We start from the raw sequence: 20,069 nt of genomic DNA, 5'->3' as shown, positions 1-20,069 counted from the left end.
GGAGCCGCCTTCGGGATTCGAACCCGAGACCTACGCATTACGAGTGCGTTGCTCTGGCCATCTGAGCTAAGGCGGCGCGCTGCCCGCACCATGGTGCGATCGGCAACGTCGGTAAGTCTACACAGTTTCCGAGGGTGCTTCGTACCGGCCCCGGAGGCGGGCCGGAGCGCCCGCCTCCGGGGATGGCGGCACCGGTTATGAGCAGCGCTTTCCGTCCGCGGGCGGGGTACCGCGGAGCAGATAGGCGTTGATCGTGGAGTCGATGCAGTCGCTGCCCCGGCCGTAGGCGGTGTGGCCGTCGCCCTCGTAGGTGAGCAGGCGGGCCGAGGACAGCTGGCCGGCCAGGGCCTCGGCCCAGCGGTACGGGGTCGCCGGGTCGCGGGTGGTGCCGACGACGACGATCGGGGCCGCGCCCTTCGCCTCGATGCGCTGCGGCTCGCCCGTGGCCCGCACCGGCCAGTACGCGCAGTTCAGCGCCATCCACGCGAAGCCCTCGCCGAAGACCGGGGACGCCTCCTCGAAGTCGGGGAGCGCCGCCCGCACCTCGTCCGGGGAGCCGAAGGCGGGCGGGAGGTCCAGGCAGTTCACGGCCGCGTTGGCGAACATCAGGTTGGTGTAGCCGCCGTCGGCGTCGCGTTCGTAGTAGCTGTCGGCCAGGAGGAGGAGTCCGGCGCCGTCGTTCTCCTTCATCGCCGCCGTCAGCGCCTCGCGCAGCTGCTGCCAGGCGCCCTCGTCGTACATCGCCGCGATCACGCCGATGGTCGCCAGCGACTCGGTGAGCCTGCGGCCGTCGGCGTCACCGGTGGGGATCGGCCGGGCGTCGAGGTCGGTGAAGAACGCCTTGAGGTTCTTGCCGACCTGCCCGGGAGGGGTGTTCCGGCCGCCGAGCGGGCAGTCGCCGTGCCGGACGCAGTCCTTCGCGAAGGCGGTGAACGCCGTGTCGAAGCCGGCCGTCTGCTCGAGGTTGAGCCGCCGCGCGGGCAGCGAGGGGTCCATCGCGCCGTCCAGCACCAGCCGGCCCGCCCGGGTCGGGAAGAGCCCGGCGTACGTGGCCCCGAGGAAGGTGCCGTACGAGGCGCCGACGTAGTTCAGCTTCTCGTCGCCCAGCGCGGCCCGCACGATGTCCATGTCGCGGGCCGTCTCGACGGTCGACACATGGCGCAGCAGCTTCGGCGCGTCCGCTCCGCAGCCCTCGGCGAACTCCTTGTACGCCGCGACCAGCGCGTCCGTCTCCTTCGCGTCGTCCGGTGTGACGTCGGTCTGCGTGTACGCGTCCATCTCGGGCCCGTCCAGGCACTCGACGGGTTCGCTGCGGGCCACGCCCCTCGGGTCGACGGCCACCATGTCGTAGCGGGCGCGCACCCCGGCCGGGTAGCCGATCCCGGCGTACGACTGGAGGTAGCCGATCGCCGAGCCGCCGGGGCCGCCGGGGTTCACCAGCAGCGAGCCCAGCCGCTTCCCCGGGCCGGTGGCCTTCTTGCGGGCCACGGCGAGACGGACGTCGCCGGCGGACGGATCGGCGTAGTCGAGCGGGGCCTTCACCGTGGCGCACTGGAAGCCGGGGACTCCGCAGTCGCGCCAGGACGGCTTCTGCTCGTAGTACGGCGTGAGCGCCGCCGGCGTGGAGCGGGGCAGCGCGGCCAGCGCCGTCGTCCTCTCCTCCGCCGCCGAGCTGGCGGTACTCGGCGTGCTCCCGGAGGAGCAGCCGGATACCAGCAGCGCGGCGGCGAGCAGGCAGCCTGCGGTGCGGGTCCTACGGAGGGTGCGCCTTGTGTGCATGGTGCGAGCGTAACTCTGCGCGACGGAATGGGTGCCCTACGCGCACGCCGTGCCTCGTACGAGTTACGGCGTCAACCGTCGGACGGCCGTGGGGCGGGCGTCGGCCGGGGGTTCGTCAGCCCGCTCTGAGGGCCATCGTCATCGCCTCCACCGCGAGGAGCGGGGCCACGTTGCGGTCGAGGGCCCTGCGGCAGGCGGCGATCGCCTCGATGCGACGGAGCGTGGACTCCGGCGAGCTGCCGCGGGCCAGGCGCTCGAGCGCGTCCTCGGAGTCCGCGTTGGCGAGGGCGATGCGGGAGCCGAGCTGGAGCGCGAGGACGTCGCGGTAGAAGCTGGTCAGGTCGGTCAGGGCGACGTCGAGGCTGTCGCGCTGGGTCCGCGTTCTGCGGCGCTTCTGCATGTCCTCCAGGTCCTTGACCACGCCGGCCGTGCCGCGCGGCAGCCGGCCGCCCTGGGACGCGCCGAGCGCCGCCTTCAGTTCCTCGGTCTCCTTGGCGTCCATCTCCTCGGCGAGCTGCTTGGCGTCCTCGGCGGCGGCGTCGACGAGTTCCTGGGCGGCCTTGAGCGCCCCGCCGATGTCCTCGACCCGCAGCGGCAGCTTCAGCACGGCGGCGCGGCGCTCCCGGGCCGCCGGGTCCGTGGCCAGACGGCGGGCGCGGTCGACGTGGCCCTGGGTGGCACGGGCCACCGCCGCGGCGACGTCCGGCTCGATGCCCTCGCGCCGTACGAGCATGTCGGCTACGGCGTCCACGGAGGGCGTCGTCAGGTTGAGGTGGCGGCAGCGGGAGCGGATGGTCGGCAGGACGTCCTCGATGGAGGGGGCGCACAGCAGCCAGACCGTGCGGGGGGCGGGCTCCTCGACGGCCTTGAGGACGGCGTTGGCGGATTTCTCGTTCAGCCGCTCGGCGTCCTCGACGAGGATGACCTGCCAGCGGCCGTTCGCCGGCGCGGTGAACGACTTGCGCACGGTGTCGCGCATGTCGTCGACGAGGATCTGGGCGCCGACGGCGGCGACCGTGGTGACGTCGGCGTGGGTGCCGATCAGCGCGGTGTGGCAGCCGTCGCAGAACCCGCAGCCGGGGGCTCCGCCGAGCGCACGGTCGGGACTGACGCACTGCAACGCGGCGGCGAAGGCCCGCGCCGCCTGGCTGCGCCCCGCGCCGGGCGGGCCCGTGAACAGCCAGGCGTGCGTCATCTTGGACGTCTCGGGCGGGGGCGCGTCGGCCGCCGCCGCGGTGACGAGCGCGTCGGCGTCCCGGGCGGCCGCGGTGAGCTGCTCGCTCACCCGTTCCTGCCCGACGAGGTCGTCCCACACGGTCATGGGTCACGCCGCCCTTCGTTCACAGACCACAGCTCACAGCTCGCCTTCGGCTCGCGGGATCCATTGTGCGGGTGGGCACTGACACCACCGGACCGACGGGCACCACCGGACCGACGGAGGCGGGCCGGCGGGGCGGGTCGGCGGGGCGGGTCGGCAAGACGGGCCGGGCCCGCGAGGCCGTCCCACGGCCACCGGTCGCCGGTCACCGGCCCCTCATCCGTCGGGGACGGAATCGGTCCGACGCGCGGCCGCGGGATCGGCGGGGCAGGACGCGGGTCGTCCCGTGCCTGTCCCCGTACCCGGCCCGCGGCCGGAACCGCGGCCGGACCGGACCGCCCCGCGACCGGCCGTCCGATCCCGCCTCGGCCCGCAGGCCGTGTCAGCGTCCCCGGCGCCGGCCCCGGCCGCCCTCGTCGCCGTGCTCGTCCTCGTGCGGGCCGAGCAGTTCGTCCGCCAGCGTGGGCAGGTCGTCCAGCGGGGTCTCCTCGGCCCAGTCGGAGCGCTGCCGGCGCCGGCGGGGCGTGCCCTCGGGGTCGATCTGCGGCAGCTCGCGCGTGCGGTCCTCGAGGCCGTGACCGTCGGATCCGCTCGCCGGACGCTCGTCCCGGAAGTAACCGGGCGGAACCCGGTCCGCGTGCCCCCGGCTCTCCTCCCGCACCGGAGGCAGCACCGCCGTCTCGTCGGCCGCGCCCGGCGAAACCGGCGGCACCGGCAGCTCGGCCGTCACCTCGGAGTCGGAGACCCGGGACCGGCCGGACCGCTGCCCGTCGCCCGCGTCCTCGCCCGGCACCCGGGGCAGTACCGCCGTCTCGTCCACCGGCCCGCCCGACGCGTTCGTCGGCGTCACGACCGGTGTCGGCACGGTCACCGCGTCCTCGGCCGCCGACCGGGAGGCCCGGGGCGCGGAGGGACGCGCAGGACCGGGAGCACCGGGCGCGGAGGGACCCGGGGCCTCGGGGACGCCCGTCGCCCTCGGTCCCGCCTCCGCCGCGGCCGCCGCCTGTTCCGCGATCCGCCGGGCCTCCTCCGCCCGCAGCAGGGCCTCCTCGGCCTTGCGCTGCTTCTCCAGGCGCAGCGCCTCGGCCTCGGCGCGCAGCCGCGCCTCCTCCTCGGCCTGCTTGCGGCGGCGCTCCTCCTCGGCCCTGCGGCGGGCCTCCTCCTCGGCGCGTGCCCGCTCCTCGGCGAGGAGCCGCTGACGTTCCTCCTCGGCGCGCCGGCGTGCCTCCTCGGCGCGCTGCCGGGCCTCCTCCGCCTGCCGTTCCGCCTCGCGCCGCTGCGCCTCCTCCAGCTCGCGCCGCTTGCGCTCCTCCTCCTCGGCACGCAGCCGCGCCAGCTGTTCCTGGCGCTCGCGCTCCAGGCGCTCCTCCTCCGCCTTGCGGGCCGCTTCCTCCTCCGCCTTGCGGCGGGCCTCCTCCTCGGCCTTGCGGCGCGCTTCCTCGCAGGCCCGGATCTCGGCCTCGGACAGCGGCAGCACCTGGTCCAGCCGGTGCCGGATCACCGTGGTGACGGCCTCCGGTTCCTGGCCGGCGTCGACCACCAGGTACCGGCCCGGGTCGGCGGCGGCCAGGGTGAGGAAACCGGCCCGCACGCGCGCGTGGAACTCGGCGGGCTCCGACTCCAGCCGGTCCGGCGCCTCGGTGAACCGTTCCCGCGCGGTCTCCGGCGCCACGTCCAGCAGCACCGTCAGGTGCGGGACCAGTCCGTCGGTCGCCCAGCGGTTGATGCGGGCGATCTCGGTCGGCGACAGATCGCGTCCGGCGCCCTGGTAGGCCACGGAGGAGTCGATGTACCGGTCGGAGATGACGACCGCGCCGCGCTCCAGGGCGGGCCGTACGACGGTGTCGATGTGCTCGGCCCGGTCCGCCGCGTACAGCAGCGCCTCCGCGCGGTGCGACAGACCGGCGCTCGACACGTCCAGCAGGATGGAGCGCAGCCGCTTGCCGACCGGCGTCGCCCCGGGCTCCCGGGTGAGCACGACCTCGTGGCCCTTGGCCCGGATCCACTCGGCGAGCGCCTCGGCCTGGGTGGACTTCCCGGCCCCGTCGCCGCCCTCCAGGGCGATGAAGAAGCCGGAGGCGGCGGGCGTCTGCTCGGGGTCGTCGCCGCCGAGCAGCGCGTCGCGCAGGTCCTGCCGCAGCGGCACTCCGGAGCGGTCGTCGACCTTGGCCAGCACCAGCGCGGCCACCGGCAGCAGCAGCGCGCCCACCAGCATCAGCGTGAACGCGGCGCCGCCGTGCGCGAAGACGAACCGGCCGTTCTCCAGCCGGTGCGGCCCGATGGCCGCGGCCACCAGGGGGGCGATCAGCGCACCGAGCGCCACGAAGACCCGGACGACCGCGTGCAGGTGGTCCGTCGTACGGGCCCGGCGCTGGTCCTCGGTCTCCTGGTCGAGCAGCGCGTGCCCGGTGTTGGCGGCGATGCCCGCGCCGGTGCCGGCCAGCGCCATGATCAGCAGCACGCTGGTGACGTCCGGCACCAGTCCCGCGGCCAGCAGCGCGACACCGGTGAAGGCGAGCCCCAGCGCGAGCAGCCGGCGCCGGGACAGCGACGGCAGCAGGGCGGGTGCCGTACGGATGCCGACGACGACGCCGCCGGTCAGCGCGCCCACCAGCAGGCCGTAGAGCACGGGGCCGCCGCCGAGGTCCTTGGCGTGCAGCACCGACACGGCGACCGCGGCCGACACCGCGGCGGCGACGGACGCGGACGCGAGCACCAGCAGCGGCAGCGCACCGGTGCGGCCCTTGTCGGCGCCGGCGGCGGTCCTCGGGCGGCGCAGCCCCTCCAGCGGCGACCGCGCGCGGGGGGTGCGCGTCTCGGGCAGCTCCAGAAAGGCCAGCACGGACAGCGACGCGGCGAACAGCCCGGCCGCGACGTACGACGCGAGGGCCGCCTGGTGCTCGGCGAACCAGTCGATCCCCGTGCCCAGCAGGTTGTTGAACAGGGCCGCGACGACGAGCGCGACGGCCGCGAGCGGTATCGCCACGAAACCCGTGCGCAGCGACAGGCGGCGCAGCGCGTCCATGTGGTCGGGCAACGGCCGTACCGTCGCGCCCTCCGGGGGCGGTGCGGGCAGCAGCGCGGGCGCCGCGCTCTCCCGGCACACGGTCCAGAAGCGCTCGGCGACCGACGCCACGAAGGCGGTGACGAGGAGGACGGCCAGGGCGTTGTCGGGCGTCCAGTCGATCCACAGCGGCGCCACGATGAGCAGTGCGGCCCGCAGTCCGTCCGCGCCGACCATGGTCCAGCGGCGGTTCAGCGGGCCGTCCTGCGAGGTGAGCGCGGTGAGCGGGCCGAGGAGGACGGCACCGAACAGCAGGGTCGCCAGGACGCGCACTCCGAAAACGGTCGCCACTGCGAACGCCACGCCCCGGTAGCCACCGCCGAAGGAACCCTCGGCGATCGCCGCCTGAAGGGCGAGGAGCACCAGCACGAGGAGGGCGAGGACGTCGCCGACCCCGCCCACGAGCTGCGCGCTCCACAGCCGTTTCAGCCGCGGTCGGCGCAGCAGGGCGCGGACGGCGCGCTCGCGGGAGTCCGCGACCAGGGCGTCGTCGGGGGCCGGTTGGGGGGCCGTTGGCTGCTCGGCTCGCGTCATGCGTTCAGCCTATCGGCCCGTGCCGACAGCACGGGGCGACGCGCCTGACATGCACACGCCCCGGCACCGAAGTGGTGCCGGGGCGTTCGCATTCCGAACCCTGGGTGAAGATCCCGGGCGGAGGTCCCGGGGCGGAGGTCCCGGGGGGGTCCTCAGTCCTCCGTCGCGTTCGAGGCGGTCGCCTTCTTGGCGGTGGCCTTCTTCGCCGTCGCCGTCTTCTTCGCGGTCGTGGTCTTCTTCGCCGCGGTCTTCTTGGCGGCCGCCGTCTTCTTCGCCGGAGCCTTCTTGGCCGTCGTCTTCTTGGCGGTGGCCTTCTTCGCGGTCTTCTTGGCGGGGGCCTTGGCCCGCTTCTCGGCGAGCAGTTCGAAACCGCGTTCCGGCGTGATCGTCTCGACGCTGTCACCGGAGCGCAGGGTCGCGTTGGTCTCGCCGTCGGTGACGTACGGGCCGAAGCGGCCGTCCTTCACCACGACCGGCTTGCCGCTGACCGGGTCCTCGCCCAGTTCCTTCAGCGGCGGCTTGGCGGCCGCCCGACCCCGCTGCTTGGGCTGGGCGTAGATCGCCTGCGCCTCCTCCAGCGTGATCGTGAAGATCTGGTCCTCGGACTGCAGCGACCGCGAGTCCGTGCCCTTCTTCAGGTACGGGCCGTAGCGGCCGTTCTGCGCGGTGATCTCCTGGCCGTCGGCGTCGGTGCCGACGACGCGCGGCAGCGACATCAGCTTCAGGGCGTCCTGGAGGGTCACCGTGTCCAGGGACATCGACTTGAAGAGCGAGGCCGTGCGCGGCTTGACCGCGTTCTTGCCGGTCTTCGGGGTGCCCTCGGGGAGGATCTCCGTGACGTACGGGCCGTAGCGGCCGTCCTTGGCGACGATCGTGTGGCCGGTCGCCGGGTCGGTGCCCAGCTCGAAGTCGCCGCTCGGCTTGGCGAGCAGTTCCTCGGCGAGCTCGACGGTCAGCTCGTCGGGTGCCAGGTCGGCCGGGATGTCGGCGCGCTGGTGCTGCTCGGTGTCCTTCTCGCCGCGCTCGATGTACGGGCCGTAGCGCCCCACCCGCAGCACGATGCCGTTGCCCACCGGGAACGACGACACCTCGCGCGCGTCGATCGCGCCCAGGTCGGTCACCAGCTCCTTGAGGCCACCGAGGTGGTCCCCGTCGCCGTTGCCCGCCTCGGCCGCGCCGCCGTTGTGCGTGCCCTCGCCGAAGTAGAACCGCTTCAGCCACGGCACGGCCTGCGCCTCACCGCGCGCGATGCGGTCGAGGTCGTCCTCCATCCTGGCGGTGAAGTCGTAGTCGACGAGCCGCCCGAAGTGCTTCTCCAGGAGGTTGACCACGGCGAAGGAGAGGAAGGACGGCACCAGGGCCGTGCCCTTCTTGAACACGTAGCCGCGGTCGAGGATCGTGCCGATGATCGACGCGTACGTCGACGGGCGGCCGATCTCCCGCTCCTCCAGCTCCTTGACCAGACTGGCCTCGGTGTAGCGGGCCGGGGGCTTGGTCGCGTGGCCGTCGACCGTGATCTCCTCGGCCGTCAGCGCGTCGCCCTCGGCGACCTGCGGCAGCCGGCGCTCGCGGTCGTCGAGCTCGGCGTTCGGGTCGTCGGCGCCCTCGACGTAGGCCTTCAGGAAGCCGTGGAAGGTGATCGTCTTGCCGGACGCGCTGAACTCGACGTCCCGGCCGTCGGCCGCCGTGCCGCCGATCTTCACGGTGACGGAGTTGCCGGTGGCGTCCTTCATCTGGGAGGCGACGGTCCGCTTCCAGATCAGCTCGTACAGCTTGAACTGGTCGCCGGTCAGACCGGTCTCGGCGGGCGTGCGGAAACGGTCGCCCGAGGGACGGATCGCCTCGTGCGCCTCCTGCGCGTTCTTGACCTTCCCGGCGTAGGTGCGCGGCTGCGGGGGCAGGTAGTCGGAACCGTACAGCTGCGTGACCTGGGCGCGGGCGGCGGAGATCGCCGTCTCGCTCAGCGTCGTCGAGTCCGTACGCATGTAGGTGATGTAGCCGTTCTCGTACAGCTTCTGCGCGATCTGCATGGTGGCCTTCGCGCCGAAGCCGAGCTTGCGGCTGGCCTCCTGCTGCAGCGTCGTCGTACGGAACGGGGCGTACGGCGAGCGGCGGTACGGCTTGGACTCGACGGAGCGCACGGCGAACCGCGTGTTCTCCAGGGCGGCGGCCAGGGCGCGGGCGTTCGCCTCGTCGAGGTGGAGGGTGTTCGCGCTCTTGATCTGCCCCAGGGAGTCGAAGTCGCGGCCCTGCGCGACCCGCCTGCCGTCGACGGTCTGGAGACGGGCGACCAGGGACGACGGGTCCGAGGCGTCACCGGCGCGGCCGGTCGCGAAGGTGCCGGTCAGGTCCCAGTACTCGGCGGAGCGGAACGCCATGCGCTCGCGTTCCCGCTCGACCACGAGCCGGGTCGCGACGGACTGGACGCGGCCGGCGGACAGCCGGGGCATGACCTTCTTCCACAGGACCGGCGAGACCTCGTAGCCGTAGAGGCGGTCGAGGATGCGGCGGGTCTCCTGGGCGTCGACCAGCTTCTGGTTGAGCTGGCGCGGGTTGGCCACGGCCTCGCGGATCGCTTCCTTGGTGATCTCGTGGAAGACCATCCGCTTGACCGGGATCTTCGGCTTGAGGACCTCCTGGAGGTGCCAGGCGATGGCCTCGCCCTCGCGGTCCTCATCGGTGGCGAGGAAGAGCTCGTCGGACTCCTTCAGCAGGTCCTTGAGCTTCTTGACCTGGGCGCGCTTGTCCGCGTTGACCACATAGATCGGCTGGAAGTCGTGGTCGACGTCCACACCGAGGCGGCGGACCTCACCGGTGTACTTCTCCGGCACCTCCGCGGCACCGTTGGGAAGATCGCGAATGTGCCCGACGCTCGCCTCGACGGTGTAGCCAGGGCCGAGATAGCCCTTGATCGTCTTCGCCTTGGCAGGCGACTCGACGATGACGAGTCGGCGGCCGCCCTTCGCGGTCTCGCTGGTCGGGGACAACTTCGCTCTTCTCTCCGGTCGACGCTGGGGCCTCCCCAGGCGGTCTCCCCGGGGTCGGGTCATGGTGACGCTGCGGAGTGTGACGGTACATCCCGCCCCCGTGTCAAACGGGAAAAGCCCGCAACGGCCACTCGAACGGTAACCCGACTACCGCCGTTCCTGCCGCCCGGAGTGTCCAGTCCCTGCCCGCGCTTATGCGGAGCGCTATCTACCGGTTACCCGGGACCGAGGCGTCCATCCGCTCTTCAGAGGCGGGTGAGGCACCATGCGCCGAGGGCCAGGAAGATCACTGCGGCGAGTCCGGCGACGGTGGCCGATGCGACAGGGCTCACACCGTGGGCGACGGGGCGATGCTGCCGTACGCGGGTCGCGGTCCAGGCCAGCAGACCGCCTCCGAACAGGCAGAACACCAACCCCGCGAAGATCGCCGGTCCGCTCTCCATGGTCCCGCGAGCCCCTCTCCCCCGTCCGCCGGTACCGGTCCGGGGGTGACGCTGCCACGCCCGGGCGGCGCACGGGCGAACCGGAGGTGAACGCGGAGGCGACGGGTCGGTGCGAGCCGGGGCCGGCCCTGTGCGGGGCCCGTCGGGGAGATTCCGGATCGACGCGAAATGACACGGTCGCGGGACGGGACCGGCGGCCCCGCGACCCACGCGCGTCACTTCTCCACCACCGCGAACTCGCACCCCACGCCCCACGCGCACATCCGGTGCCCCGCGCCCCGATCAGTCGGCCGGCTCCAGGAATCCCTGTTCCACCAGCAGCCGGATCTGTGCGGGCGTGCGGTCGCGGAGCAGCACGGGGTCCTCGCCGAGGAGCTGGGCGATGGCGTCGAGGATGCGGCCCGCGCTCATCGTGCCGTCGCACACCCCCGCGAAACCCGCGCCGATCGTGTCCACCTTGGTGGCCCGGCGCATCCCGCGGTTCTGACGCAGCACGACGTGCTCGGGGTCCTCGGCGCCGGGCAGCCCGACCTGCTCCTGCACGACCTCGGCGGCCAGCCGGAAGCGCGCTGCGAGCAGCGCCGCGTCATCGTGCGCCCGCAGGTAGTCGAGCCGGTCGAAGTGTGCCCGGACCGTCTCGCCGAGCGGCTGCTCGACCGGGTGCGGCCACTCCTCGACCGTGACCGACGGCACGGCGGAGCCCGACCTGCGCAGGGTGATCCAGCCGAAGCCGACCGCCCTCACCTTGCGCGCCTCGAACTCGTCCAGCCACGCGTCGTACCGCGCCAGGTACTCGGCCGTGTCCCCGCGGTGGTCGCCCGCGTCCCGCAGCCACAGCTCGGCGTACTGGGTGACGTCCTGCACCTCGCGCTGCACGATCCAGGCATCGCACCCGCGAGGCACCCATGACCTGAGTCTGTCCTGCCAGTCCTCCCCCTCGACGTGCTGCCAGTTGGCGAGGAACTGCGCGAACCCGCCCTCGTTCAAGCGGTCCCCCGCCTGCTGAACGAGCGTCCGGCACAGATCGTCCCCGCCCATCCCGCCGTCGCGGTAGGTGAGCCGCGCGCCCGGCGAGATCACGAAGGGCGGGTTGGACACGATCAGGTCGTACGTCTCGTCGTCCCGGACGGGCGCGAACAGCGACCCCTCGCGCAGATCGGCGGCCGGGGCCCCGGAGAGGGCCAGGGTGAGCGCGGTGATGTGCAGCGCGCGCGGGTTGACGTCGGTGGCCGTCACGCGCGTGGCGTGCCGGGCGGCGTGCAGCGCCTGGATGCCGGAGCCGGTGCCGAGGTCGAGCGCGGAGGAGACGGGCGCACGGACCGTGATCCCGGCCAGGGTCGTGGACGCCCCGCCGACGCCGAGGACGACCCCCTCGTCGCGGCTGCCGATGCCCCCGGCTCCGCCGACCGCGCACCCCAGGTCGGAGACGATGAACCAGTCCTCACCGGCCGGCCCGCCGTACGGCCGCACGTCCACGGTCGCGGTGAGGTCGTCCGCGCCGGCACGCGCCAGCCACCCGCTCTCCAGGCAGGTGTCCACGGGCAGCACGTCCGCCACGCGCGCGTGCGGCACGGGCTGCTGCAGCAGGAACAGACGTACGAGCGCCTCCAGCGCCGTGTCCCCGCGGGTCGCCCGGAGGGCGGGAACGATCTCGCTGCGGGCCAACGCCGCGTACGCGGGGGCGCCGAGCAGTTCGAGCAGTCCGTCGGCGGTGAAGGAGGCTTCGAGCAGCGCGTCCCGCAGCCGGGCGACGGCGTCGGGACGGTCGGACGAGGGCAGGGGCGGCAGGCCGGTGTTACTCACGCCCCCATTGTGGCCGCCGCCCTCGCCCCGCGCGTGCCGCGGTCACTCCCGCCGCGCCCGCCCCGCGTCCGCGGCGGCTGCCGCTGCGTCAGCCCTTCGCGGCCGACGCCGACGCGGTGGCCGTCTTGCAGCTGGCCTGCCGGGCCATCGCCTCGCCGACCTCGCCCTCCTCCAGATCGTTGAGGGCGTCGTTGCCGCTCTTGCTGAGCTTGTCCAGCTCGGTGGCGATGTCCTTCAGACCGTCGGCGAACTTCGCCTGGTCGTCGGTGTCGAGTCCGTCGACCTGCTTCTTCAGGGAGGCGTACGACGCGGAGATGCCGTTGAGCTCCTTCACCGCGTTCGACAGCTTCTTCTCGCCGTCCTCGACGTCCGGCGCCCCGGCCCCGCTCACAGCGGCACCGATCGCCTTGTAGGCCTCGGACATGTCCTGGAAGGCCTTCGAGTCGGCCTTCTGGACCTCCTCCGGAGTGCTGTTGTCCGAGGTCTCCTTCTGGATCGCGGCGTTGGCCGACTCGATCTTCCTGGCCTGCGGCTGCACCGCGTCGCAGACCTCCTTCGCCCAGGCGTCCAGCTTCTCGTTGCCGTCGTCGCTGCCGCATCCCGTCAGCGCCAGTACCAGTACCGCACCGCCGGACAGTGCGGCCGCGAGCTTCTTGTTCACCGGATTGGTCCCTTCCATGGCTCTCGGCCCCGGAACATACACGCCAGATGGGCGACACCCACCTGCCGGACGTCCGCCAAGACACTTTTGAAGCCATTTGCACCAAGCGAGAGAAGGCTCACGCGGAGGGCCTCACAGGGAACGGGCGGACACCGCGCCAAGACGCGCCGTCCGCCCGCGTGTTGTTCCGGTTCTCGCCTCCGGTCCCTAGGAAACCACCGCCGGATCGGCCGACTTGGGTTCCGGTTCGGAGTTGCCCTCGTCCCCCATGGCGATGCCGCGCCGCTTGGACACGTACACCGCGCCGACGATCACCACCAGCGTGAGGACCGCGATCAGCACCCGCACCCCGACGCTCTTGTCGGCGCCGTAGGAGAACTTGATGACCGCGGGCGCGATGAGCAGCGCCACCAGGTTCATCACCTTCAGCAGGGGGTTGATCGCGGGACCGGCGGTGTCCTTGAAGGGGTCGCCGACGGTGTCGCCGATCACGGTGGCCGCGTGGGCCTCGCTGCCCTTGCCGCCGTGATGCCCGTCCTCGACGAGTTTCTTCGCGTTGTCCCAGGCGCCACCGGAGTTGGCGAGGAAGACCGCCATCAGCGTGCCCGCGCCGATCGCGCCCGCGAGGAACGCGCCGAGGGCTCCGACGCCGAGCGTGAACCCGATGAAGACGGGGGCCAGCACGGCGAGCAGACCGGGTGTGGCGAGCTCGCGCAGGGCGTCCTTGGTGCAGATGTCGACGACCTTGCCGTACTCCGGTTTCTCCGTGTAGTCCATGATCCCGGGCTTCTCACGGAACTGCCGCCGCACCTCGTAGACCACCGAACCCGCCGACCGCGACACCGCGTTGATCGCCAGCCCCGAGAAGAGGAAGACGACCGCCGCGCCCGCGATGAGCCCGACGAGGTTGTTCGGCTGCGAGATGTCCATCATCAGACTCAGCGGCGCGCCCTCGCCGCTGAGCGTCTCGCCCACCTCCCGCGCGCCGGTGGTGATGGCGTCCCGGTACGAGCCGAACAGCGCCGCCGCCGCGAGCACCGCCGTGGCGATGGCGATGCCCTTGGTGATGGCCTTGGTGGTGTTGCCGACCGCGTCCAGGTTGGTGAGCACCTGGGCGCCCGCGCCCTCGACGTCCCCGGACATCTCGGCGATGCCCTGCGCGTTGTCGGAGACCGGTCCGAAGGTGTCCATCGCGACGATCACACCGACCGTGGTGAGCAGGCCGGTGCCGGCCAGCGCCACCGCGAACAGCGCCAGCATGATCGACGTACCGCCGAGCAGGAACGCCCCGTAGACACCGAGGCCGATCAACAGGGCGGTGTAGACGGCGGATTCGAGACCGACGGAGATACCGGCGAGGACGACGGTGGCCGGGCCGGTGAGCGAGGACTTGCCGATGTCCTTCACCGGACGCCGGGTCGTCTCGGTGAAGTAGCCGGTGAGTTGCTGGATCAGTGCGGCGAGCACGATGCCGATGGCCACCGCGGCGAGCGCGAGGATCCGCGGATCGCCGTCCTTGCCCTGGATCGCCGCGTCGGTGACGCCGTCGAGGTCGGCGTAGGACGACGGCAGGTAGGTGAACACCGCGATCGCGACCAGCACCAGCGAGATCACCGCGGAGATGAAGAACCCCCGGTTGATCGCGCTCATGCCGCTGCGGTCGGCGCGCCTCGGGGCCACCACGAAGATGCCGATCATCGCGGTGAGGACGCCGATCGCCGGCACCAGCAGCGGGAAGGCGAGCCCCGCGTCGCCGAACGCCGCCGAGCCCAGGATCAGCGCGGCCACCAGGGTCACGGCGTACGACTCGAAGAGGTCGGCCGCCATGCCCGCGCAGTCGCCGACGTTGTCGCCCACATTGTCGGCGATGGTCGCGGCATTGCGCGGATCGTCCTCCGGAATGCCCTGCTCGACCTTGCCGACCAGGTCGGCGCCGACGTCGGCGGCCTTGGTGAAGATGCCGCCGCCGACCCGCATGAACATCGCGATCAACGCGGCCCCGAGACCGAACCCCTCGAGCACCTTCGGCGCGTCGGCCGCGTACACCAGCACCACGCAGGAGGCGCCCAGCAGGCCGAGACCGACGGTGAACATGCCGACGACGCCGCCCGTACGAAAAGCGATCTTCATCGCTTTGTGCGAGACCGCGGTGAGATCCTTTTCCGGCTCGCCCTTTGCCGGAGTGGCTTCGCGCGCCGCCGCCGCGACCCGCACATTGCTGCGCACGGCGAGCCACATACCGATATAGCCGGTGGCCGCCGAGAACGCCGCTCCGATCAAGAAGAACACCGACCGTCCGGCACGCTGATTCCAGTCGTCCGCGGGCAGCAGCATGAGCAGGAAGAACACGACCACGGCGAATACGCCGAGCGTGCGCAACTGACGGGCCAGATAGGCGTTCGCGCCCTCCTGGACCGCTGCGGCGATCTTCTTCATGCCGTCGGTTCCCTCGCCGGCCGCGAGCACCTGGCGCACCAGGAATCCGGCGACCACCAGCGCCGCCAGCGCCACGACGCCGATGACCACCACGAGCAGGCGGTTGTCGTCGGTCAGCACGGCGGCTGCGAGGGATGTGGGTTGCCCCGACTCATATGAGATGGAAAGCCCCGCCATTCGTCCTCCTTGACGCTTGGGCTGAGCTCAAGATGTGGACGGGATTGTAGGTACCGGAACCTGATCAAAACAGAGCGCGTGAAATACAAATGGCCTGCACTCGCTCTTCACCCAATGATCGCCGGGCGGCCAGGAACCCGAAAGCGGTAATGCCTTTGACGCATTCACGTGATCGCACTTCCGTGACGCAATTGATCGTGAATGAATTCACGCGATCAACCGCACGAGACCACTGTAAGCGCGGGCGCCGGCAGCCGCACATGACGAAGGGCCCCACGAGTGGGGCCCTTCGTCCGAAAGGGTCACTGTCCGGGTGAGCCGGCTCAGACCGGGAAGGTGGCCGGCGGCGTGGTGGGCCACCTCATGCGGATCGACCCGCCGTGCTCCCCGGCACTCACCTCGACGTCGTCGACGAGGCCGCTGATGACCGCGAGGCCCATCTCGTCCTCCTCGGTCCCGACGTCGGCGTCGCCGGGCCCGTCACCGGGCGCGCGCCCGCCGGGAACCGCGTGGGGCGCCTCGTCACCGACCTCGATGGAGAACTGCTTCTCCTCCTCGATCAGCAGCACCTTCACGGGTGCCGAGATTCCGCCGTTCTGGTGCAGCCCCACGGCTCGTGTGCACGCCTCGCCGACGGCGAGCCTGACCTCGTCGAGGACGGCCTCGTCCACTCCGGCCCTGCGCGCCACCGCCGCCGCCACGAGCCGGGCGGTCCTCACATGCTCGGGCAGCGCGCTGAAGCGGAGCTCAACGGTGGCCATGCATCCCCCTCGCAACTACGGGCGTGCTGTGGAGGGGCCGGGCCGCCGAAGAGCCCGGTCCCCCTCGTGCTTCACTTCTGCCGCCCGGGCGCGCCGGCCCGGGGCCGCTGGTCAGTCGGTGGCCGCCACCGCTTCCTCGACCGAGGTGTGGATCGGGAACACCTTGGTGAGGCCGGTGATACGGAAGATCTTGAGAATGCGCTCCTGGTTGCAGACCAGGCGCAGCGAGCCCTCATGGGCACGGACGCGCTTCAGGCCGCCGACCAGCACGCCGAGTCCGGTGGAGTCGAGGAAGTCCACACCTTCCATGTCGACGACAAGGTGGAAACTGCCGTCGTTCACCAGCTCGACCAGCTGCTCGCGCAGCTTGGGCGCGGTATATACGTCGATTTCGCCACCGACCCTGACGATCGTGCGATCGCCCATGGTCTCGGTCGACAGGGACAGGTCCACGGATCCTCCAGCACCTAGCTATCGAGCGGTCGCCCTTGGGGCATCTCGGCTCAGCCCCCGGGACGGTTCGCCAGCCGCGATGGCATTCAATCACTTACCGGCAGGCGTGCACGACGCCTTGGCCCCATTGTCCGTCACGCCAGTGACACACTCGGTGCCGATGGCCAAGAATCACCGATCCGATCGACCCCCGACGGACACCGCGTCCAGGCCCGCACCGGGCACGGTCCTGGACCGGCTCGCGTCCGGACCGAGCCGGGCTTCGCGCATTACTCATACGGAGCACTTGCCCCCGCGCGCGGGTCGCCATGCCGTCTGGCCGGACCGGATCCGCGCGGAGGTCGTCGCCGCCGTGCAGGCCGCGGGCATCGACCACCCCTGGGCCCACCAGGCACGCGCCGCCGAGCACGCCCTGGACGGCGAGTCGGTCGTGATCGCCACCGGCACGGCCTCCGGCAAGTCCCTGGCGTATCTCGCACCGGTTCTGTCGGCGCTCCTGGACGGTGCCGAGGCCTCGAACGGCCGCGGCACGACCGCCCTCTACCTCGCGCCCACCAAGGCCCTCGCGGCGGACCAGTGCCGGTCCGTGAAGGAACTTTCACACCCTCTGGGCCATTCGGTGCGTGCGGCGGTCTACGACGGCGACACGCCGTTCGAGGAACGCGAGTGGATCCGCCAGTACGCCAATTACGTGCTGACCAACCCGGACATGCTGCACCGGGGCATCCTGCCGTCCCACCCCCGCTGGTCCTCCTTCCTCAAGTCGCTGAAGTACGTCGTCATCGACGAGTGCCACACCTACCGGGGCGTCTTCGGCTCGCACGTCGCCCAGGTGCTGCGCCGGCTGCGGCGCCTGTGCGCCCGTTACGGGGCCTCGCCGGTGTTCCTGCTGGCCTCCGCGACCGCCGCCGAGCCCGCGGTCGCCGCCCGCCGCCTCACCGGCCTGCCGGTGGCCGAGGTCGCCGACGACGCCTCACCGCGCGGTGAACTGGTGTTCGCCCTCTGGGAGCCGCCGCTGACCGAGCTGCACGGCGAGAAGGGCGCACCCGTCCGCCGTACCGCCACCGCCGAGGCCGCCGACCTGCTGACCGACCTCACCGTGCAGGGCATCCGCTCGGTCACCTTCGTACGCTCCCGGCGCGGCGCCGAGCTGATCTCCGTGATCGCCCAGGAACGCCTCGCCGAGGTCGACCGTTCCCTCGTCCGGCGTGTCGCGGCGTACCGGGGCGGCTATCTCCCCGAGGAGCGCCGCGCCCTGGAACGGGCCCTGCACTCCGGCGAGCTCCTCGGCCTGGCCGCGACCAACGCGCTGGAGCTCGGCGTGGACATCTCCGGCCTGGACGCCGTGGTGATCGCCGGATACCCGGGCACCCGGGCTTCCCTGTGGCAGCAGGCCGGCCGCGCGGGACGGTCCGGGCAGGGCGCCCTCGCCGTCCTGGTCGCCCGCGACGACCCGCTGGACACCTTCCTCGTCCACCACCCCGAGGCCCTGTTCGACCAACCGGTGGAGTCCACCGTCCTCGACCCCGACAACCCCTACGTGCTCGCCCCGCACCTGTGCGCGGCGGCCGAGGAACTGCCCCTGACGGACGAGGACCTCGACCTGTTCGGCCCCGCCACCGGGGAACTCCTCCCGCAACTGGAGGCCGCGAAGCTGCTCCGCCGCCGGACCAGGGCCTGGCACTGGACCCGCCGGGAGCGGGCCGCCGACCTCACCGACATCCGCGGGGAGGGCGGCCGGCCGGTCCAGGTCGTCGAGGCCGGTACCGGCAGGCTGCTCGGCACGGTCGACGCGGGCGCCGCCCACACGAGCGTCCACGAAGGCGCGGTCCACCTGCACCAGGGCCGCACGTATCTCGTCCGGTCCCTCGACCTGGAGGACTCCGTCGCCCTGGTCGAGCGGGCGAACCCGACGTACACGACGGTCGCCCGTGACACGACGTCGATCTCCGTGCTGGAGACGGACACCGAGATCCCGTGGGGCGACGGCCGCCTGTGCTACGGCTCCGTCGAGGTCACCAACCAGGTGGTCTCCTTCCTGCGTCGGCGTGTCATGACCGGTGAGGTGCTGGGCGAGACGAAGCTCGACCTCCCTCCTCGTACGCTGCGCACCCGCGCGGTGTGGTGGACGGTCACCGAGGACCAGCTGGACCGGGCCCGGATCAATCCGGAGATCCTCGGCGGTGCCCTGCACGCCGCCGAGCACGCGTCGATCGGCATGCTGCCGCTCTTCGCGACCTGCGACCGCTGGGACATCGGCGGCGTCTCGGTCCCCCTCCACCCCGACACCCTGCTGCCCACCGTCTTCGTCTACGACGGCCACCCGGGCGGCGCGGGCTTCGCGGAACGCGCCTTCCACACCGCCCGCGCCTGGCTCACCGCCACCCGCCAGGCCATCGCCTCCTGCGAGTGCGAGGCCGGCTGTCCGTCCTGCATCCAGTCCCCCAAGTGCGGCAACGGCAACGACCCCCTGCACAAACGGGGCGCGGTACGGCTGCTCACGGTGCTGCTGGAGGGGGCGCCGCCGGGGATTCCGCCGGGCCCGCAGGCCCCGCCCGCGCCCTGACCTCCGCCGTGAACGGGCCCCGGCCCGACGCCACCGACACGTCCGAGACCTCGCCGACGACCACGCACCGCACGAGCCGCGTTCCCTGTGCCCGGGCCACCCGGTCCGCCCGGGCACAGGCGGCCGTACCGCCCCGCGTCCAGTGGTCCGCCGCCGCGAGCGCCGCGAGGTCCGCGCCCCCGGCCGCGCGGTGCCGGACCACCACCGCGTGCCCGAGAGCCAGGACGGCACCGAAGACGACACACAGCACGGCGATCGCCCCGACACTCCAGACGGTCGCGGATCCCCGGTCGGCGGAGCCCCGGTCGGGGGTCCGGCCGGACCGGTGATCGGGGTCCGGGCCGGGCCCTCGCCCGGACCGGCCGCACCGGGGCCCTCGCCCGGGACACCGGCCGGCCCCGGGCCCTCGCACCCGGTGTCCGGGTCTCATGGCTCCTCCCCCGCCGTCTCCTCCACCGCCGCCACGGCCTCCTCCCGTACGTCGAAGGGCAGCCCGTTCAGCAGCGGGGGCCTGGCCACGACGACCACCCGGACGCGCCCGGCCTCCCTGCTCACCGTGACCCTCGCGCCGGGCGGTGCCGCCTCGCGGGTCACCTCGACGACCGCGCCGGGCGGGTCCTGCCGGGCCGCCGCGCGAGCGCCCGTGCGCGCCGCGTCCACGCACTGGATCTGTGCCGCCACCACCAGCAGCCCGTAGACCAGCGCCGTCGCGAACATCACCAGCACGGGCAGCACCATGGCCGACTCCGCCGTCACGAACCCCCGGTCGCGGCCCCGCTCACATCCGGCCATCGAGTGCCTGCTGCACGATGTTGCGCAGTGCCGTGCTGACCGGCCCGCTCGTGACCACCTTGTAGAGCACCACGGCGAACGCCACCGCCGCCACGATGCCCATCGCGTACTCGGAGGTCACCATTCCCGCGTCCCTCCGTACCGCACGCACCTTGCACACCAGGGCACGCAGCCGTGCCCGTACCGCCTGATACATCTCAACCCCCATGAGGAAAGGTCCTGTCGGAACATCACGTGAAGCACCACGTGAAACACCACTCGTCTGCGCGGCCCGCTCACCGGCCGCCCGTCCGGT

At 72.4% G+C, this 20,069-nt stretch carries 14 protein-coding genes and 1 tRNA gene; 1 reads left to right on the top strand and 14 read right to left on the bottom strand.

What is annotated here, in order from left to right; translation table 11 throughout:
• Nucleotides 1–2 precede the first annotated feature (2 nt).
• The 11 genes from RIM90_RS12570 to bldG all read right to left on the bottom strand — a co-directional run bounded on the left by RIM90_RS12570 (nt 3) and on the right by bldG (nt 16,416).
• Nucleotides 3–76, bottom strand: a tRNA-Thr gene (locus RIM90_RS12570).
• 119 nt (nt 77–195) lie between these two features.
• Nucleotides 196–1,779, bottom strand: a complete 1,584-nt coding sequence (locus RIM90_RS12565; protein WP_309060741.1) for an alpha/beta hydrolase — start codon at nt 1,777–1,779, stop codon at nt 196–198.
• 115 nt (nt 1,780–1,894) lie between these two features.
• Nucleotides 1,895–3,100 carry a DNA polymerase III subunit delta' gene (locus RIM90_RS12560; RefSeq protein ID WP_309060740.1) on the bottom strand — a complete coding sequence of 402 codons (1,206 nt, stop codon included), beginning with the start codon at nt 3,098–3,100 and terminating at the stop codon, nt 1,895–1,897.
• 379 nt (nt 3,101–3,479) lie between these two features.
• Nucleotides 3,480–6,695 (bottom strand): dTMP kinase, encoded by a 3,216-nt coding sequence (tmk, locus tag RIM90_RS12555; RefSeq protein ID WP_309060739.1) that lies wholly within the window; start codon nt 6,693–6,695, stop codon nt 3,480–3,482.
• 152 nt (nt 6,696–6,847) lie between these two features.
• A complete protein-coding gene (topA, locus tag RIM90_RS12550; protein WP_309060738.1) occupies nt 6,848–9,682 on the bottom strand; it encodes a type I DNA topoisomerase in 2,835 nt (944 codons plus the stop codon).
• Nucleotides 9,683–9,927: 245 nt separating this feature from the next.
• Nucleotides 9,928–10,125 (bottom strand): hypothetical protein, encoded by a 198-nt coding sequence (locus RIM90_RS12545; protein WP_309060737.1) that lies wholly within the window; start codon nt 10,123–10,125, stop codon nt 9,928–9,930.
• Between the two features lie 282 nt (nt 10,126–10,407).
• Nucleotides 10,408–11,928, bottom strand: a complete 1,521-nt coding sequence (locus tag RIM90_RS12540) for a class I SAM-dependent methyltransferase (protein ID WP_309060736.1) — start codon at nt 11,926–11,928, stop codon at nt 10,408–10,410.
• A gap of 88 nt (nt 11,929–12,016) precedes the next feature.
• Nucleotides 12,017–12,607 (bottom strand): small secreted protein, encoded by a 591-nt coding sequence (locus RIM90_RS12535; protein WP_309060735.1) that lies wholly within the window; start codon nt 12,605–12,607, stop codon nt 12,017–12,019.
• A 189-nt stretch (nt 12,608–12,796) separates the two neighbouring features.
• Nucleotides 12,797–15,202: a sodium-translocating pyrophosphatase gene (locus tag RIM90_RS12530; protein WP_309060734.1), complete on the bottom strand. Its 2,406-nt coding sequence runs from the start codon at nt 15,200–15,202 to the stop codon at nt 12,797–12,799.
• Nucleotides 15,203–15,525: 323 nt separating this feature from the next.
• Nucleotides 15,526–15,963, bottom strand: a complete 438-nt coding sequence (locus tag RIM90_RS12525; protein ID WP_309060733.1) for an ATP-binding protein — start codon at nt 15,961–15,963, stop codon at nt 15,526–15,528.
• A gap of 111 nt (nt 15,964–16,074) precedes the next feature.
• Nucleotides 16,075–16,416, bottom strand: coding sequence for an anti-sigma factor antagonist BldG (gene bldG, locus RIM90_RS12520; protein ID WP_003991900.1), 342 nt, complete (start codon nt 16,414–16,416; stop codon nt 16,075–16,077).
• A 79-nt stretch (nt 16,417–16,495) separates the two neighbouring features.
• Between bldG and RIM90_RS12515 the strand changes: the two genes are divergently transcribed.
• A complete protein-coding gene (locus RIM90_RS12515; protein ID WP_309060732.1) occupies nt 16,496–18,982 on the top strand; it encodes a DEAD/DEAH box helicase in 2,487 nt (828 codons plus the stop codon).
• On the opposite strand, the gene RIM90_RS12510 is transcribed toward RIM90_RS12515, so the two are convergent.
• From RIM90_RS12510 to RIM90_RS12500, 3 genes are all read right to left on the bottom strand, one after another.
• Complete coding sequence (locus RIM90_RS12510) at nt 18,915–19,238, bottom strand: Rv3654c family TadE-like protein (RefSeq protein ID WP_309060744.1); 324 nt, start codon at nt 19,236–19,238, stop codon at nt 18,915–18,917. The genes RIM90_RS12515 and RIM90_RS12510 overlap by 68 nt on opposite strands.
• A 170-nt stretch (nt 19,239–19,408) precedes the next feature.
• Nucleotides 19,409–19,774 carry a TadE family type IV pilus minor pilin gene (locus RIM90_RS12505; protein ID WP_309060731.1) on the bottom strand — a complete coding sequence of 122 codons (366 nt, stop codon included), beginning with the start codon at nt 19,772–19,774 and terminating at the stop codon, nt 19,409–19,411.
• Entirely contained in the window at nt 19,761–19,970 is a 210-nt protein-coding gene (locus RIM90_RS12500) for a DUF4244 domain-containing protein (protein WP_309060743.1), read from the bottom strand. The genes RIM90_RS12505 and RIM90_RS12500 overlap by 14 nt, the downstream gene beginning before the upstream one ends.
• Nucleotides 19,971–20,069: the final 99 nt, after the last annotated feature.

It is taken from the genome of Streptomyces sp. (genome assembly GCF_031181555.1).
GTDB classification, from domain to species: Bacteria; Actinomycetota; Actinomycetes; order Streptomycetales; family Streptomycetaceae; genus Streptomyces; species Streptomyces fimbriatus.
Note: the sequence above shows the minus strand (reverse complement) of the source record. Positions and strands in the feature narration are given on the sequence as shown.

Coding starts and splice junctions, on each gene's coding strand:
- RIM90_RS12565 (WP_309060741.1), bottom strand. CDS start 1,779: ATGCACACAAGGCGCACCCTCCGTAGGACCCGCACCGCAGGCTGCCTG.
- RIM90_RS12560 (WP_309060740.1), bottom strand. CDS start 3,100: ATGACCGTGTGGGACGACCTCGTCGGGCAGGAACGGGTGAGCGAGCAG.
- tmk (WP_309060739.1), bottom strand. CDS start 6,695: ATGACGCGAGCCGAGCAGCCAACGGCCCCCCAACCGGCCCCCGACGAC.
- RIM90_RS12545 (WP_309060737.1), bottom strand. CDS start 10,125: ATGGAGAGCGGACCGGCGATCTTCGCGGGGTTGGTGTTCTGCCTGTTC.
- RIM90_RS12535 (WP_309060735.1), bottom strand. CDS start 12,607: ATGGAAGGGACCAATCCGGTGAACAAGAAGCTCGCGGCCGCACTGTCC.
- RIM90_RS12530 (WP_309060734.1), bottom strand. CDS start 15,202: ATGGCGGGGCTTTCCATCTCATATGAGTCGGGGCAACCCACATCCCTC.
- RIM90_RS12525 (WP_309060733.1), bottom strand. CDS start 15,963: ATGGCCACCGTTGAGCTCCGCTTCAGCGCGCTGCCCGAGCATGTGAGG.
- RIM90_RS12515 (WP_309060732.1), top strand. CDS start 16,496: ATGGCATTCAATCACTTACCGGCAGGCGTGCACGACGCCTTGGCCCCA.
- RIM90_RS12505 (WP_309060731.1), bottom strand. CDS start 19,774: ATGGCCGGATGTGAGCGGGGCCGCGACCGGGGGTTCGTGACGGCGGAG.
- RIM90_RS12500 (WP_309060743.1), bottom strand. CDS start 19,970: ATGTATCAGGCGGTACGGGCACGGCTGCGTGCCCTGGTGTGCAAGGTG.